Raw genomic sequence first — 17,096 nt, forward strand, 5'->3', positions numbered from 1 at the left:
TTCCAGCTTCCTCGGCACCGCGGGAACAGCTTATGTTAGCCTTCGCTAAGTTCGGGGCGCCCCGCGGCCGTCGAACCGAGGTGATCGAGAGGTGGTGCAATGCCGCGCACGCTGGGGTGGATCAGGCAGTTCCACCAACCGGCCTCGCCCGAGAGCATTCCGTTGCTGGTCTTTCCGCACGCCGGCTCCGGCGCATCGGCCTACCGCGACTTCTCGAAGGTCCTGAGCACGAAGTTCAGCGTCATCGTCTTTCAATATCCGGGGCGCCAGGACCGGGCGACCGAACCCGCGCTGGGCTCGCTGGGGGAGATCGCCGCGGGCGCATTCACCGAATTCGCCGATCACGACCGCGCCGTTCCGGTGGTCACGTTCGGGCACAGCATGGGCGCGCTGGTCGCCTTCGAGTTCGTCCGGCTCGCCGAAGCCAACGGTATCGAGGTGCGGCATCTGCACGCCTCCGCCGCCGTTGCCCCCAGCAACGCCGCGGACAAGCCAGCGCACCCCAAGGATGATGAGGAAATCCTCAACCATCTGGCGGCGCTGGAGGGCACCGATTCCGATGTGATCGCCAACCGCGAACTCATGCGGCTGGCGCTGCCCGTCATCAAGGCCGACTACGACGCCTTCGACGCGTACTCCTGCGCCGACGACATCAAGGTGGTCACCCCGATTCACGCGATGGGCGGGGATCAGGACCCCTACATCACCCTCGGCGACCTGTATGGCTGGGGCAAACACACCGACACCGTCAAGGTGACCATGTTCGACGGCGGGCACTTCTACCTCCAGTCGCACATCGATGCCGTCGCCGAGCTGTTGGCGTCGAGCGCGCAGTGCGGGCAATCCGCGTGACCGACCCGATCGTCATCTCCGGCCTGGCCGTCGAGGCGCCGGGCGGAATCGACAGCCCCGGCGCCCTGTGGTCGGCCCTCACCGAGGCGCGCGAGCTGCTCGGCCCGTTTCCCCGCGATCGCGGGTGGACCGTCGACGATCTCCTGTCCGCTTCCCGGGTCGAAGAGGGTTGGCGACAGGTCTGCGACTCCGGCGGATTCCTGGACGGCGCAGCATCATTCGATGCGTCCTTCTTCGGCTTGACCGATCACGAGGCGATGGTGATGCACCCGCAGCAGCGGGTCGCGATGCGGGTGGCGTGGAAGGCGCTGGAGAACGCCGGGATCAATCCCGCGACGCTCGAGGGCGCCGAGGCCGGCTGCTTCGTCGGGATGTCGATGACCGAGTACGGCCAACGCACCACGACGACCGACGACTACACCGGGTTCCGGACCGTCGGCATGGGACAACTGGGCGGCGCGGGTCGGATCTCGCACTGCCTCGGGCTAATTGGCCCGTCGATATCGATCGATACGGCGTGCGCGTCGTCGCTGACCGCAGTGCAGTTGGCCGCCAACGCGATTCAGCTGGACGAGTGCGACTGGGCGCTGGCCGGCGCGGTATGCGTGTTGGGCGCACCGACGGCCTTCTACGAGTTCTCCCGACTCAACGCCATCTCGACGGACGGGCATTGCCGCGCCTACTCCGACGACGCCACCGGCACCGTGTGGGGCGAAGGCGCGGGAATGGTCGTCGTCGAACGCGAATCACGGGCCCGTCAGCTCGGGCACCGAATCTACGGGCGCATCATGGCGATCCGCACCAACCACAACGGCAAGGGCAAGCCGATCCTGGTCCCCCGCACCCGGGCGCAGGCGCAACTGGTCAGCAAGACGGTGGATGCCGCCGGAATCGATGCGGCCGACATCGGCATGATCGAGGGGCACGGCACCGCCACGCTGGCGGGTGACCCACAGGAACTGACCGCCCTGTTCGCCACCTACGGCGCGGCCGGATCCGAGGCGCTGCTGGGTTCGATCAAGTCCAACGTCGGGCACGCGCAGGCGGCGTCGGGCATGCTCGGGCTGACCAAGCTGCTGCTGGCCGGCCAGCACGGCCAGATTCCGCCAACCCTGTTCTCGGACAACCCAACCAAGACGGTGGACTGGGACTCGACGGGGCTGCGACTGGCCACGAAACTACAGGCCTGGGAACCCAAGGACGGTATCCGCTACGGGGCGGCCTCGTCGTTCGGCGCCGGGGGCGCCAACGCCCACGCCATCATCGCCATGCCCGCGGGGGTGAGCGGATGAAGCCGCTGACCTACCGGCTGCCGAACCAGCGGACTCCCGTTCTGGTATCGGCGGATAGCCGCGAGCTGCTGCACGACGAGGCGGCGGCGTTACTCGCTTATGCCGCCAACCATCCCGAGGTGGCTCCGCAGGAGATCGCCGACATACTGTTCCGGACGCGGGTCGCTCGTCGGCACCGGGCGCTGGCCATGGTCACCGACCGCGACGACTTGCTCGGCGCGCTGCGGGCCGTTCTCGACGGCGCGGAACATCCTCGCCTGGTCCGCACCGAAACCGCCGCCAGGGCAGGAAAACTCGCCTATGTCTTCCCCGGGCAGGGCGGCCAACGACCCGGGATGGGCCGGGTCTTCTATGACGCGGTCCCCGCGTTTCGGAAAGAAGTCGAGCGCTGCGCCGAGGCCTTCGCCGACCGGCTCGGCAAATCTCCGCTGGATTATCTTCTCGACGAGCATGTTTCGCCAGACGATGACGCCGGCACCGTCCAACCGGCGCTGTTCACCCAGATGGCCGGGTTGGCCGCGATGTGGCGCTCGTTCGGGATCACGCCGACCATCACCCTGGGGCACAGCCAGGGCGAGATCGCCGCGGCGTACGTGTCCGGCGCGATCACGTTGGCCGACGCGGTCAGCGTCGTCGGCATCCGCGCGACAGCCGCCGACGAATTCGAATCCGGCGACTACGCAATGGCTGTCGTCGCCGCGGACCGCGACGCCTGCGAAGACGTGCTGGCGCGTTGCCCGGGTTGGGCACAGCTGTCGGGAATCAACTCACCGGGCATGGTCGGAATTTCCGGCGACCGGGAGACGGTCCAGGATGTCATCGACACGTTCGCGGCGCGAGGCACGTTCGCCCGGGCCATACGCGTGCAATATCCGGCGCACACCAGCTTGATCAACGGGCTCGGCGAAAAGGTGCGCGCGGCTACGCGGCGCGAACTGCAAAATCCGAAGTTCCTCGATGCCGAGATCGACTGCCTGGGCAGCACTCTCGGCGGACCCATCACTTCGGACCTGCCGGCCGACGAATACTGGTTCTGGAACCTGCGCAACACCGTTCGATTCGACAAGGCGATCGCCGCGGCGCTGGCCGCGGGCATCGACACCTTCGTCGAACTGGCGGAGCACCCCACGCTGCAATTGGCGATCCAGGAGAACCTCGCGGCCGCTTCCAACGATGCGCTGGTGGTCGGTACCTCGCTGCGGACGGCCACCGATCTGAGCGAGTTCACCCGCAATCTCGCGCAACTGGCCGTCAACGACCTGGACTACCCGTGGGAATGCCTGGGCACCGAGCCCGACGGCGCCGCCCGACTGCCACTGCTCGATTTCCCGAACACCCGGATGAAAGACACCCGGCTGTGGCAGCTCTACCGCCCGGTTGGCCTGCCGACGCCGGAGCCGACCCCCGAACCCAAGGCGCGACTGTTCGTCGAGGAGTGGGTGCGGCTGTCGCAGCGCTCACTGGTGCCGCCGCGCGCCATCGGCATCGTCGATCACACCGGTGCCTGCGCCGAACTGTCCGCCGCCGTGTGCCGCGCGGCGGGAGACATCGGCGCCACGGCTCGCGTGATCGACAGCGGCTCAACCGTTCTCGACACCGTCGTGATCCTGCTGCCGCAAACCCCGAAGCTGGACGACCACGCCGCCGCGGCCGAGGTCGCATCGTTTTTATCGCAGCGCACGTGGTGGCCGGGCGTTGACGGCGCGATCGCCGACTACTGGTTGGTGACGGTGGGCGGCGAGGCGGCCGTGGCCGACGACGCGCCGCCCGATCCCGTGCATGCGGCGGTGAGTGCGGGCTTCCGTAGCATCGGCGCCGATCATCCGGGCGTGGGATTCAAACACCTCGATCTGCCCGTCGGCGCCACCGCATCCGAAGCCGCCAACGGAATCCTCGCCGCGCTGCACACCGGCGACGAGCCGGAGCTGGCGCTGCGCAACGGCGGGCTGTACGCGAAGCGGATCGCACCGGGTGACACCGTCGCGGCTGTTGGTGACCCGCCCGACCATGTCCTGATCATCGGGGGCACCGGCAATCTCGGCCTCGAGTTCTGCGGTCACTTCGCACGGCGGGGTGCGCGGTGCATCACGCTGGTGAGCAGATCGGGTGAGACTGCCGTCGGTGATCGGCTGCGTGAGATCCGTTCGTCCACGGACACCGACATTCGAGTCGTCCGGTGCGACGTGGGCGACGAGGCGGCGGTGGCACGACTGACCGCCGAGGGCCCCGCGGCCGATGTGATAATCCATGCCGCCGTTGACTATTCGGCGATCGAGCTCGCCGACATCACCGTCGAAAAGGTCGACCAGGCGATGCGGGCCAAGGTCGTCGGCATCGCCCGGGTGCTCGAGACGTGTCCGCGTACCGACAACTGCCGCGTCTTGCTGTGCTCCTCGGCGCGGGCGACGATCGGCGGTCGCGGCCAGATCGTCTACGCGGCGGCCAATCGCATGCTCGACGCCATGGCGCATCGGCTTCGTGCCGAGGGCCTGGACTGCGTTTCGGTGCAGTGGGGTCAGTGGACGGTGCACTTCGATCTCGACGAGACCAGCACGGCGCAACTGGCCGCGATCGGTGTCATTCCCATGACCCCGGCCGACGCGCTCGCGGTGGGGCTATCCGAATTCCACGGGAACGCCATCGTGTTGGCGTACGACTTCGACCTCGCCCGTCCGGTGCTGGAGGCCTACGGCTATGGTCCTTTGATATCCCAGTTGACTGGCTCACCCGTCCAAATCCAGCCCGCCCCTGCGGATTCGGATATCTCGGGACGGCTGCTGGCCATGTTGGCCACCGCTCTCGGCGAGGACCGTGCCGAGGCCATCGACCTCACCGCCCCGATGGTCGCGATCGGCCTGGATTCGTTGCAGGCCTTGGAGCTGCGCCGCCGCGTGAAGGCCGAGTTCGGTTACGACCTAGAGGTGGCGGATCTGCTGGGCGGGGCATCGATCGCGGACGTGCTGGCGAAGCTCGGTGGCGCTCCGCCAGCGTAACCACACTGCGGAGAACTCAGTCGAAATTCGCGGCCAGGTTACGCTCGCGAACAACGCCGGCAACCAACTCGGCGCCCAGCACGCGGTCGGACAGCAATCCCAGGCAGCTCAGGTTCGGGAATCCCGGCCCTTCGTTGACGCCGGAAAGGTTGGGCAACACCAGCTTCGGGAGCACCCCGGTAACGGCCAGGTCGTGGCCGATGGAGTCCTCCAGCCGCTCGCAGGTCAACGGCCCGCCCAGACCGAGCGTCAGCGCATCAATCGCGGGTTGTTGCAGCAGCGGCACGAACCAGAGCGGGTCGGCGCCGGAGCCGTCGATCACCAGGTCGAAGTTGTGCAGCATCTCGCGCGGTTCTCCGTTGGTGTCGGTGCTCAGCGTGATCCAGATCCGGTTGTCGCGGTCGGCCACCCGCGCGACCCGCCCGCGCAGATGCTTGATCCGTTCGTCGGCCAGCAGCGACTCCTGGACCCGCGCGGAGAACACCCCACGGTCGGTGCGGGCGATGCATTCACGCCGCTCGGCCGGCGTGAGGCTGCGCCACCCGGCGGGGTCGGAAAACAGCGAATTCTCGAAGAAGCCCTCGCCGCGGGTGAACAGCGTCGCCTGCGGTGAGATCGCCGTGATCGTCGAAATCCTATGGTGGAACAGCTCGTTGAGCATCGATGCCGCGGTTTCCCCGCCGCCGATGACCGCCACGTTTTCGGCGACGATCCGGTCGTGGCTGTTCGCACGCTCCCAGAACTGCGCGATCGACAACACGCGCGGGTCACCCGGAAGGATGCACCGTTCCGGTTGGCCCGGACCGGTAATCATCAGCGTGTCGGCGCTCAGGGTCGAGTCCTGAGTGCCCAGCACCCAGCGCGATTCGTCGAGCGAAATCCGAAGTACCTCGCCGCGAACGACTTTCAGGCCCACCTCGTCGGCAACCCAGCGCAGGTACCGAGCCCAGGTGTCGTGTGTCGGCGCCGGCCTGCCCCGGTCCACCCAGCCCACGAATTGATCCGACGCAACCAGATACGACTGCCAGCTGAACCGCATCATCCGCTCGTCGACCTCGGTGTTGCGGCCCGGCACCAAGTTGGAGCGATACGGGAAGCCGATGTCCTTTTCCGGGCTGGTGCCCAACCGCTGCCGTCCGTCGGTCCATCCACCGCCGGCGCGCCAGTTGGCCGCGACGCCCGTGCGCTCGACGGCGACCACCTCGGGAACGTCGACACCCATGTCGCGCAGCACGGTCGCCTTCGCGGCCACGGCCACCGCCTTCGCGCCGGCCCCGACGATCGCTACCGTTCGGCTCACCGCGCCCCCGCCCGTCGCACGCGACAGCGGGAATGCACCCGGGCGAACGATGCGCCAACCACAACCCACCTCCGTCGGGTAGCTTAGCTCAGGCTGTCCTAACTTTTGTGTACGCTACCCTATGGCGCAAGCCAGTCCATGCCTGCCCCGAGGGAGCCCGCCGAGGTGCCTGTAAACCCGCCTCCGCCGTCCGAAACCGCAGGTACGGATGGATTCGTGGGTTTCCCGCCCGAGCGCGCCGCCGCGTACCGCGCGGCCGGCTACTGGACCGGGCGCACGGTCGACTCCGTGCTGCGCGATGCCGCGACTACCTGGCCCGACCGCATCGCCGTCGTGGACGACACGGGCTGCCACACCTACCGCGAACTGGATGGGCTGGCCGATCAAGCCGCCGGCGGTTTCGCCGCCCTGGGTATCCATCCCACCGACCGGGTGCTGCTGCAACTGCCCAACACGCGACGCTTCGCCGTCGCCCTGTTCGGCCTGCTGCGCGCCGGCGCCATCCCGGTGATGTGCCTGCCCGGCCACCGGTTGGCCGAACTCAGCCACTTCGCGGAGGTCAGCGGTGCCGTCGGACTGGTGATCGCCGACACGGCGAACGGCTTCGACTACCGGACCATGGCCGAGCAACTGGTCGACGCGCATCCGCAACTGCGCCATGTCGTTATCGACGGGGCGGCGCTGCCCGCCGGCGACCCGCCCACGGTGGTCGCCGACACGGCGTCCCCGGCGCTGCTGTTGGTGTCGGGCGGCACCACCGGCGCATCCAAGCTGATCCCCCGCACCCACGACGACTATGTCTACAACGCCACCGCAAGCGCCCAGCTGTGCGGGCTGACGGAAGACGACGTGTATCTCGTGGCGTTGCCCGCCGCGCACAATTTCCCGCTGGCCTGCCCCGGCATCCTCGGGGCGATGACCGTCGGCGCCACAACCGTTTTCGGTAGCGATCCGAGCCCGGAGGCTGCATTCGCCACCATCCAACGGCACGGGGTGACCGTCACCGCGCTGGTGCCGGCGCTGGCCAAGCTGTGGGCGCGGGCCTGCGACTGGGAGCCCGTGACACCAACCTCGTTGCGGCTCTTACAAGTTGGCGGCTCCAAGCTGGAGGCCGAGGACGCCCGACTGATCCGCGCCGCGCTGACCCCCGGCCTGCAGCAGGTGTTCGGCATGGCGGAGGGACTGCTGAACTTCACCCGCCTCGACGACCCCCCGGATCTGGTTGACCAGACCCAGGGCCGGCCACTGTGCCCGGCCGACGAGCTGCGCGTCGTCGACGCCGACGGGCATCCGGTGGCGCCCGGCGAAGAAGGCGAACTGCTGGTGCGCGGGCCGTACACGTTCAACGGCTACTTTCGCGCCGAGCGCGACAACCAGCGCTGTTTTGATCCCGACGGCTTCTACCGCAGCGGCGACCTGGTGCGCCTCCGAGACGACGGCTACCTGGTGGTCACCGGCCGGACCAAGGACGTCATCTGCCGCTGCGGTGAGACCATTTCCGCGGCAAGCATCGAAGAGCCGCTGCTGACGCACGCGGGCATCTGGTCGGCCGCCGCGGTCCCCCTGCCCGACCCCGACCTCGGCGAAAAGATCTGCGCGGCAATCGTTTTCGCCGGGACGCCGATGACCCTTGCCGAGGTCAACGCGTATCTCGACGAGCGCGGCGTGGCCGCGCACGCACGGCCCGACATGCTGGTCGCGATGGCCTCGCTACCCACGACGCCGGTCGGCAAGGTCGACAAACGCGCGATCGCCCGCGCCATACTTGGGTAATGCAGCTAGAAAACCTCGGCCGCCTGGTGCTGCGCGGCGCGCCCCTGTTCAATGCGCCGGTAGCCGCCCTGGCCAACTCCCCCCGCTTCGGCAGGTTGATCAACCGCAACATCGCGATGCTGACCTACACCGGACGTCGGTCCGGACGCACGTTCAGCATCCCGGTGTCCTATCGCCGCTCCGGCGACGACGTGGTGATCGGCGTCGGCATGCCGGACGCGAAGACATGGTGGCGCAACTTCCTCGACGACGGGGCGCCGCTCACCTTGCGCATCAACGACGAGGATCGCGCCGGGCACGCGGTCGCCACGCGGGACGAAAAGGGCGGCGTCACCGTCAGGGTGCGGCTGAACAGCTGACGCTTGCCGAGCCGAAATGTGACATTGACTAATGTCACCATTTGGTATTGACTCCATCCCATGGACGACGTCGTTCCGGCCCGCGGGTCGCTGCGCTCTCGCGCCGCCGCGGCGGTCAGCGCCCTCACGGTGCGACCGATCACCGGGCTGATCCCGCCGGAACGGGCTTGGGGGATCTGGCTGTCGCGGCAGATCGTCGCCAGGATCATGGGCACGCTCGGGCCCTCGCTGGCCGGGACCCGCGTCGAACAGGTCGACACGAAGCAGCCCGACGGGCGTCGCGTCAAGGGCGAGTGGGTGTACGGCCCACGCACGCCGACAAGCGGGATTCCCCGGTCCTCGACCAGCGCGGGCGTCATCTACTACGTGCACGGCAGCGGCTTCGCCGTTTGTTCGGCAAAAACCCACCGCCGCTTGACGTCCTGGCTGTCGTCGCTGACCGGCCTGCCGGTGTTCTCCCTCGACTACCGGCTGGCGCCGCGTTATCGCTTCCCCGCCGCCGCCGACGATGTGCGGGCCGGCTGGGACTGGCTGGTCAGTACCTGCGGCATATCGCCGAAACGGTTGGTCATCGCCGGCGATTCCGCGGGCGGCCACCTGTCCGTCGACCTGCTCCTGCAGCGAGAAGTCGCCGCGAACCCGCCGGCCGCGCAGGTGCTGTTTTCGCCGCTGTACGACCTCAGCTTCGCGCTGTGCCTCGAACGCGAACGGCTAGGACGAGATCCCGCGGGCAGCGCAGCCGGCGCGATGCGTCTGGTCGGCCTCTACCAGGACGGCGTCGATCCGGCTCACCATCGGCTGAAGCTGAATGTTGCTGGCGGCCCGCCCCTTCCGCCGACGCTGATCCAGGCCGGCGGAGCAGAGATGCTGCAGGACGACGCGCGCCAACTCGACGCCGACATCCGAACCGCGGGCGGTCGTTGCGAGCTGCAGATCTGGCCACATCAGGTGCACGTCTTTCAGGCGTTGCCGCGGATGACGCCGGAGGCGGCCAAGGCGATGGCCTACGTCGCGCGGTTCATCGCCCACGCGTTGCAGGACGCGCGGGCGCTCGCCGAGGAGGCGGGCTGAAAATGCTTGGGCCACTGGACAAGCTGCTGGGACGATCGAAGACCAGCCACGGCGCGTCGGCGGTGGTGACCGGCGCGGGGAGCGGGATCGGTGCGGCGTTCGCCGTCGAACTCGGCCGTCGCGGCGGCGCAGTGGTGTGCAGCGACATCAACGAAGCCGCCGCCCAGGCGACGGCCGACGCGATCGGCGAACTGGGTGCCCACGCGGTGGCCGTCCGCTGCGACGTGTCCAAGTTCGACGACGTGCGCGAGCTCGCCGACCGGTCGCGGGATTGGTTCGGCGCGCCGCCGACCCTGGTGATCAACAACGCCGGCGTGGGTGCGGGCGGCACGCCCATCGGTGCAACGCCGCTGGATGATTGGCTGTGGACGCTGGGCATCAACCTGTGGGGCCCCATCCACGGCTGTCACGTGTTCGCCCCGATTTTGCGTGAAGCCCCGGGCAAGCCACGGGGAATCATCAACGTCGCCTCGGCGGCGGCGTTCGGCGCCGCCCCCGGCATGGGGCCGTACAACGTGAGCAAGGCCGGCGTGGTGTCGCTGTCGGAGACCCTGGCGGCCGAATTGTCCGGCACCGGAATCAAGGTCACCGTGCTGTGCCCGACGTTCGTCAAGACAAACATCGTCGAGACCGGGCGCATCAGCGAGGAGGCCGGGGAGCTGGCCCACAAATTGATGCGCTGGATCGGCTTCTCGCCGGAGAAGGTCGCCCGGATGTGCCTCGACGCGAACGACCGTGGCGAGCTGTACTGCATGCCGCAGGTCGACTCCAAGATCGGCTGGAGCATCAAACGTCTTGCCCCGCAGGCATATACCCGCGGGGTCGGGCTGATCTCCCGGGCGGCCGGGAACTGACGGAAGGGGGGCTCCGGTGGTCCGGAACAGTCTCGACATGGAAACCATGCTCGCCAAGATCAAGGATCGCCAGTGGGCGCTCGCCGACATCGACTGGGATGCCCCCGGCGCCAACACCATCCGGCCCGAGTTCCGGCCCAAGCTCAAGGCTTTCATGGCCGATCTGTGCTGGATCGAGAACATCGGCGCCCGAGGCTTTGCGGCGCTGGCCAAGAAGGCGCCCAACCCGACGCTGGCGGAGATCTACCGCTACTTCCACGCCGAGGAGCAGCGCCACGCCAACGCCGAACTGGCGCTGATGAAGCGCTGGGACATGTTGGACGACGGTGAACTCCCGAAGCCGAACGTCAACATCCGCCTGGCCATCCAATGGCTCGACACGTACTCCGACGACATGCCGCTGTCGGTGCTGGGCACCGTCATCCCCATGCTCGAGGTCGCCCTCGACGGCGCGCTGCTGAAGTTCCTCCTGGACACCGTCGAGGACCCGGTGTGCCACCAGGTGTTCGAGAAGATCAACAACGACGAATCCCGGCACATCGCAGTCGATTTCGAGGTCCTCGACATGATCGGGCACGCGAAGGCGCGCCGCCTGGCCATCGAATTCATCGGCAACGTCGCCTCGCCCGGCCTCATCATCGGCGCCGTCATGTACGTCCCGCTGCTCAACCGGGTCCGCAACGAGATGGCCGGGATGGGCATGGAGCCCGAACGGCTGTACAACGCGGTCAAGCGCTTCAAGCAACTCGGTGAGCGCGGTGAGCGAACCTGGCGGGTGCCCGCCTACCAGGTGCTCAAACGGCACGCCGCGATGGTGGTCAACCCCCGCCATCCCTACCAGCTGCTGGCCAACTCCATGGTGTGGCTGTCGGACTTCTACCCCAGGCCGCTGCTGAAGCCGGTGCCCAGCTGGTCGCGGGAACTGACCCACAAGCCGGCGGCGTAACCGATGGCGCGCGAACACATATACGCGACGCTCGTCGTCGGAGCCGGCTTCACCGGGCTCGGAGCCGCGATCAGGCTGGCGGAGGCCGGGTTGGACGGCCCCGACGATCTCGTCATTTTGGAGCGCGCCGAACGCGTGGGCGGAACCTGGCGCGACACAACGTATCCCGGTGCGAGCTGCGACATCCCCTCGCTGCTGTACTCGTATTCGTTCGTCAAGAACCCGACGTGGTCGCGGGCATACTCGCCGGCCCAGGAGATCTGCCGCCACCTCGAGGACCTCGCGACCCGGTTCGACATTCGCCGGCGCATCCGGTTCGGCCACCAGGTCAGCGAGCTCGCCTTCGACGAGGCCGCGGGCGTCTGGACCGCAAAGACCAGCAACCGCAAGCGCTTCCGCGCGCGAACCGTTGTGCTGGCGTCCGGCCCGCTGTCGGACGTCGCCTTCCCCGACATCCGCGGCCTGGGCAGCTACCAGGGCACGAAGATGCACAGCGCCCGCTGGGACCACGACTACGACTTCACCGGCAAGCGGGTAGCCGTGATCGGGACGGGGGCCAGCGCCGTCCAGATCATCCCCGAACTGGTGAAGCAGGCCGGGTTCGTCAAGGTGTTCCAGCGCACCCCGGCCTGGGTGCTGCCGCGGCTGGACTTCCCGACGCCGCGCGCCGTGCAGGAATTGTTCACGAAAGTTCCTGCCGCCCAACAACTTGCGCGCGAGGCTCTGTTCTGGGGTCACGAGGCCAGCGCCACGGCCCTGGTGTGGAACACTCCCCTGACATCGCTGGTGGCGCGCCTGGGGCGGGCCCACCTACGCAGCCAGGTGAAGGATCCGTGGCTGCGCCGGCAGCTGACACCGGACTTCACCCCGGGCTGCAAACGCATGCTGGTCTCCAGCGATTATTACCGGGCGCTGCAGCGCGACAACTGCAAGCTCATCGACTGGCCGATCGCGACGCTCAGCCCCGTCGGCATCCGCACCAGCGACGGCATCGAACACCACCTCGACTGCATCGTGTTCGCCACCGGCTACGACGTTCACCTGACCGGGCCGCCGTTCCCCGTCACCGGGCTCAACGGCCGGTCGCTGGCCGCCGAATGGGCCGACGGCGCACGGGCATACAAGAGCATCAACGCGCACGGCTTCCCGAACCTGTTCTTCATGACCGGGCCCAACTCCGGGCCCGGCCACAACTCGCTGCTCGTCTACGTCGAGGGTCAGCTCGACTATGCCGTCCGAGCCATCCGAACGATCCTGGACCACGACCTGCGTTACCTCGATGTGCGCGCAGACGTCCAGCGCCGCCATAACGAACGCATCCAGCGGCGCCTGGCCAAGACGACATGGATGTCGGGCTGCCGCAGCTGGTACCTCACCAAGGACGGCTTCAACGGGTCGATGTATCCGGGGTTCGCGACGCAGTATCTTCGCCAGATGAAGGATTTCCGGTTCGCCGACTATCGGGCGGTCACGCGCGACGCGCCCGCCGTGGCCGCCACGTCGGCCTGACGCCGCACGCTCATGGCACCGAAACGACCCGAACCCGGCACCGTCGCCAGCGTGCTGCACAACGTCCGCCGCGCGCCCAAGCGCGTCCGGCGGCAGTCCCGCGAGTTTCGTGAACTCGTCGAGACCGCGGTGTCGCAGCTGTTCGACGCCGCGGTGCGCAACCCGCACGAGCTCGCGGCATCCGGCGAGTACCGGATCGACGATCTGGCCCGACTGGCGGGCACCACGACGCGCAACATCCGGGTGTACCGCGATCGCGGATTGCTGCCGCCGCCACTGCGTGTCGGCCGTATCGCCCTGTTCAACGACACCCACCTGACGCGGCTGCGCCTGATCACCTCGATGCTCGACCGCGGCTACAACATCGCGCATGTGAAGGAGATGCTGAGCGCGTGGGAGGAAGGCAAAAACCTCGGGGATGTTCTCGGCCTGGAATCGGCCATCGTCGGGACTTGGACCACCGAGAAGCCGGAGACAATGCCACTCGCCGACGCCGCGCGGCTGGTCGACGACGCGCGTGCATTCGAGCGGTTGGTAGCCCTGCAGCTGATCCGAGTCGACGGGGCACGGGCCACCGTCGTCCGGCCCAAGCTGATCGAGGCGTTCAACGAGATCCGGGGCTACGGCGTCGAATTGGACAAGCTAATCGACCTGCACGAGCAGATCGTGCCGGAGATCGACAAGATCAGCGACCTGTTGGTGCGCGCCGGAGCCGAACACGTCCTCGACCGGGTACAGCCGGGCCAGCCGCTGCCGGCCGACGCCGAGATCGCCGAGCTGCTCACCATGCTGGTCCGGTTCCGCACGCAAGCCGTGGCAACCGTCACCGCCACCCTGGCGTCGTCGATCGAGTCGAACATCGAGTCGCTGGTCAGTCGGATCCTGGCCGACTACCTTCAATCCGCGCCGACCCCGTGAGCTACTGACGGGCGATGAGATACGGAGCCAGGGTGGACAACTTCTCGCAGGTCTCTTCGAATTCACGCTCGGGTTCGGACGCCTCGATGATGCCGGCGCCGGCGCGCAGCCAGGCGCTGCCATCCTGTTCGTAGGCCGCGCGCAGCGTCAGTGCGGCATCCAGTCCGCCATCCGACGAAATCGCCACGACGGCACCGGAATACAAAGCGCGTGGACCTTCGTCGAGGCGCAGGATGGCCTCGACCCCGGCGGCCTTCGGAATACCGGACGCGGTGACCGCCGGGAACAGCGCCTCCAGCGCGTCCATGCGGTCGCTCGACGGGTCCAGACGCGCGCTGATCGTCGAGCCGAGATGCTGCACGCTCCCACGCTCGCGGACTGTCATGAAATCGGTGACGGCCGCGGTGCCCGGTTCGGCGATCTCGGTGATCTCCTGAAGCGAGCTACGCACCGAAATAGCATGCTCCACAATCTCTTTGGCATTTGACTCTAGGTCGTCACGCGCCGCACGATCAAGCGCCGAACCACGACCGAGTGCGCGGGTGCCGGCCAATGGCTCAGTGATCACCGCACCATCGCGGCTGACCGCGGCGACCATCTCCGGGCTATACCCGACAGCACGAATCCCGCCCAGCCGCAACAAAAACGACCTGACCGGGGTGTTATGCCGGCGTCCCAGCCGATACGTGGACGGAAAGTCCAGCGAAAAAGGCACGTCGACACGGCGAGACAAAATCACCTTGTGGTAGCGACCGTCGGCGATCTCGCGAACGGCGGCCGCAACCCGATCCCGATAGCCGGACGAGTCGGCCGCGACATCAACGCCGCGGGCTTTCGGCACTGCCCGCACGCCGTCGCGGAGCAATCCGCGCACCACTTCGAGCTGGTCCGGCCCGGCGCCGAATAGCTGAACCTTGTTGTCGCTCAGCATGATCCGGGTGCGGGGCCAGAAGATTCGAGCCAGCGGCGTTCGCGGCGCCAGCCGTTCCTGCAACCCGTAGCGGTAGACACCGAATTCAAAGGCAACCCAACCGTAAAGCTCGTCGGTCTCCAGCAACAGCCGGTCCACCGCTTCGGCCAGCACCGGCGCCGGGCGACCCGACCAATGCTGCCGCTGAATCACACCGTCGCGAATGACACGCAATTCGTCGCTGTCCAGCTCGACCATCGCGAGCACACCGGCGGCGAGGACCCACTGACCGTCACGCTCGTAGAGCAGGTACTCCTCGCCGGCCCGCTCGGGCAGCACCACCGCCAGCTCGGCGGCCAGATCCGCGGGGTCGATGTGGTCCGGAAGCGGTACCGACAGTGACGCGGTGTCCTCGGGGCTTGGCTTGATGCTGACATCGGTCACGGCTAGTAAATTTAGCCTAACCTATCTAGTTTCGCGCAACCCCCCCGCCACCAGCAACTGCGACCAGACAGCCGGCCGCGTCTTGCACCGGCAAACAGCCACCACGACGACCGCGAAAGCAAAAGCGATCCGGCCATCCTGGGCAAACGCGGGGCACGCCCTCGGTCTGTGACGACCGCTCGCTGGCCGTACAGTCAATACACAGGAAACTCACACTGAATTTGTCCGAAACCTCGCTTGACGAGGCCACGAAAGCGGCTTTGACCAGGGCTTTTGCTTGGTCAGTCATTCCTGTGAACGCGGCTTCTTCCGGCGCTTTTCCGAGTTTGCCCGATTGGCGCAACGGAAAGGGCGGAGCTAAATTTTTCACGGTCATCGGGATGTCCGTGGTTCCCAACACTCGCGGACGGTGCTTGCCGTGATCAAACGCACCAGTCAAGGGAGGCACCACGTGCTGCAAGAGTTCTGGCACAACTTTACCCACAACCTGTTCAAGCCACTCCTGCTGTTCTTCTACTTTGGGTTCCTGATCCCGGTCCTGAAGGTGCGTTTCGAGTTCCCCTACGTGATCTACCAGGGGCTGACCATGTACCTGCTGCTGGCCATCGGCTGGCATGGCGGCGAGGAGCTCGCCCAGATCAAATCCGGCGAGGTCAGCAACATCGTCGGCTTCGTGATCCTGGGCTTCCTGTTCAATTTCGTGATCGGGCTGTTGGCCTACCTGCTGCTGAATGTCCTGAGTTCGATGCGAAAAGTCGATAAGGCAACCGTCGCCGGCTACTACGGGTCGGACTCCGCGGGGACCTTTGCCACCTGCGTGGCCGTGCTGACCACAATTGGCATGGCGTTCAACGCCTACATGCCCGTCATGTTGGCCGTCATGGAGGTCCCGGGCTGCCTGGTCGCGCTGTACCTGGTGGCGCGCCTGCGGCACCGGGGCATGGACGACGCGGGGTACATGCCCGACGAGGCCGGCTACACGCCGCCGGTCAAGGTCGGGATCGGTCCCGGCACCGCCGCGCGGCCCCCGCAGGGCCAGAGCCTGGAGACCGAGCGTGCCGTCGAGCAGGAACTGGAACTCTCGATGGAAAAGCTCGACCACCCGGACTGGGAGGACGACGACACCCCCGCGATCGGTGAAGCCAAGAAGATGCCCCTCTTCTCGCGTGAGCTCCTGCAGGAAGTGTTCCTCAACCCCGGCCTCGTGCTGCTCTTCGGCGGCATTCTGATCGGCCTCATCAGCGGGCTGCAGGGACAGAAGGTCGTCGCCGACGACGACAAATTCTTCGTCATGGCATTCCAGGGCGTGCTCTGTCTGTTCCTGCTCGAGATGGGTATGACGGCCTCCCGCAAGCTGAGAGACCTGCGGACAGCGGGCCCGGGTTTCATCGTCTACGGTCTGCTGGCGCCGAACATCTTCGCCCCGCTGGGGATCATCGTCGCCCACACCTACGCCTCCCTCACCCACACCGACTTCAAGCCGGGGACTTACGTGCTGTTCGCGGTGCTCTGTGGTGCGGCCTCCTACATCGCCGTTCCGGCGGTCCAGCGGCTGGCGATCCCCGAGGCAAGCCCGACGCTGCCCCTGGCCGCATCGCTCGGTTTGACGTTCTCGTACAACGTGACGGTCGGCATCCCGCTCTACATCGAGATCAATCGACTGATCGGACACTGGTTCTAATTTCCTGACCCCTCGACGAAACGGGTTGGGCCACAACGGGCGGCGGAGGGGCGCAAACAGTTAATTGTTTGTAAGTCCCGGTAAGACGCGTGTAAGACGGCTTGACTCGGCACGCGGAAGTGACAACCTCTTACTGAGTTTCCAGGACGCTAAGCGACGCTAGGCGTCGGCTTCCGCCTGCCGCGCCGCTATCG

General features: G+C 67.2%; 13 protein-coding genes. 11 read left to right on the forward strand and 2 right to left on the reverse strand.

The window, feature by feature from the left end; genetic code table 11:
* Positions 1-99 precede the first annotated feature (99 nt).
* The 3 genes from G6N66_RS17580 to nbtC are packed head-to-tail and all read left to right on the forward strand — an operon-like array spanning position 100 to position 5,137.
* On the forward strand, positions 100-852 hold the full coding sequence (locus G6N66_RS17580; protein ID WP_085235405.1) for a thioesterase II family protein: 753 nt from the start codon (positions 100-102) through the stop codon (positions 850-852).
* Complete coding sequence (locus tag G6N66_RS17585) at positions 834-2,144, forward strand: beta-ketoacyl [acyl carrier protein] synthase domain-containing protein (RefSeq protein WP_085235406.1); 1,311 nt, start codon at positions 834-836, stop codon at positions 2,142-2,144. The genes G6N66_RS17580 and G6N66_RS17585 overlap by 19 nt, the downstream gene beginning before the upstream one ends.
* Positions 2,141-5,137 carry a nocobactin polyketide synthase NbtC gene (nbtC, locus tag G6N66_RS17590; protein WP_085235407.1) on the forward strand — a complete coding sequence of 999 codons (2,997 nt, stop codon included), beginning with the start codon at positions 2,141-2,143 and terminating at the stop codon, positions 5,135-5,137. Before G6N66_RS17585 ends, nbtC begins: the two co-directional genes overlap by 4 nt.
* 16 nt (positions 5,138-5,153) lie before the next feature.
* Here nbtC and mbtG read toward each other — a convergent pair whose 3' ends face one another.
* Positions 5,154-6,437, reverse strand: a complete 1,284-nt coding sequence (gene mbtG / locus G6N66_RS17595; RefSeq protein WP_139825445.1) for an NADPH-dependent L-lysine N(6)-monooxygenase MbtG — start codon at positions 6,435-6,437, stop codon at positions 5,154-5,156.
* Positions 6,438-6,602: 165 nt separating this feature from the next.
* Here mbtG and G6N66_RS17600 point away from each other — a divergent pair, with 165 nt between their 5' ends.
* From G6N66_RS17600 to G6N66_RS17630, 7 genes are read left to right on the forward strand one after another with little or no spacing between them, the layout of a single operon-like run.
* The gene (locus G6N66_RS17600; RefSeq protein WP_232079346.1) at positions 6,603-8,210 is read left to right on the forward strand and encodes a (2,3-dihydroxybenzoyl)adenylate synthase; all 1,608 of its coding nucleotides are present in this window, start codon (positions 6,603-6,605) and stop codon (positions 8,208-8,210) included.
* Complete coding sequence (locus tag G6N66_RS17605) at positions 8,210-8,569, forward strand: nitroreductase/quinone reductase family protein (RefSeq protein ID WP_085235409.1); 360 nt, start codon at positions 8,210-8,212, stop codon at positions 8,567-8,569. The genes G6N66_RS17600 and G6N66_RS17605 overlap by 1 nt, the downstream gene beginning before the upstream one ends.
* A gap of 60 nt (positions 8,570-8,629) precedes the next feature.
* Positions 8,630-9,640, forward strand: coding sequence for an alpha/beta hydrolase (locus G6N66_RS17610; RefSeq protein WP_085235410.1), 1,011 nt, complete (start codon positions 8,630-8,632; stop codon positions 9,638-9,640).
* Between the two features lie 2 nt (positions 9,641-9,642).
* Positions 9,643-10,494: an SDR family NAD(P)-dependent oxidoreductase gene (locus G6N66_RS17615; protein ID WP_085235411.1), complete on the forward strand. Its 852-nt coding sequence runs from the start codon at positions 9,643-9,645 to the stop codon at positions 10,492-10,494.
* 37 nt (positions 10,495-10,531) lie between these two features.
* The gene (locus G6N66_RS17620; RefSeq protein WP_085235442.1) at positions 10,532-11,440 is read left to right on the forward strand and encodes a ferritin family protein; all 909 of its coding nucleotides are present in this window, start codon (positions 10,532-10,534) and stop codon (positions 11,438-11,440) included.
* A gap of 3 nt (positions 11,441-11,443) precedes the next feature.
* A complete protein-coding gene (locus G6N66_RS17625; protein ID WP_085235412.1) occupies positions 11,444-12,949 on the forward strand; it encodes a flavin-containing monooxygenase in 1,506 nt (501 codons plus the stop codon).
* A 12-nt stretch (positions 12,950-12,961) separates the two neighbouring features.
* Positions 12,962-13,867 carry a MerR family transcriptional regulator gene (locus tag G6N66_RS17630; protein ID WP_085235413.1) on the forward strand — a complete coding sequence of 302 codons (906 nt, stop codon included), beginning with the start codon at positions 12,962-12,964 and terminating at the stop codon, positions 13,865-13,867.
* 1 nt (position 13,868) lies between these two features.
* Here G6N66_RS17630 and G6N66_RS17635 read toward each other — a convergent pair whose 3' ends face one another.
* Positions 13,869-15,221, reverse strand: coding sequence for a salicylate synthase (locus G6N66_RS17635; RefSeq protein WP_085235414.1), 1,353 nt, complete (start codon positions 15,219-15,221; stop codon positions 13,869-13,871).
* Positions 15,222-15,672: 451 nt separating this feature from the next.
* On the opposite strand from G6N66_RS17635, the gene G6N66_RS17640 reads away from it, so the two are divergent.
* Complete coding sequence (locus G6N66_RS17640; protein WP_085235415.1) at positions 15,673-16,902, forward strand: sodium-dependent bicarbonate transport family permease; 1,230 nt, start codon at positions 15,673-15,675, stop codon at positions 16,900-16,902.
* Positions 16,903-17,096: the final 194 nt, after the last annotated feature.

It is taken from the genome of Mycobacterium conspicuum, assembly GCF_010730195.1.
GTDB lineage: Bacteria > Actinomycetota > Actinomycetes > Mycobacteriales > Mycobacteriaceae > Mycobacterium > Mycobacterium conspicuum.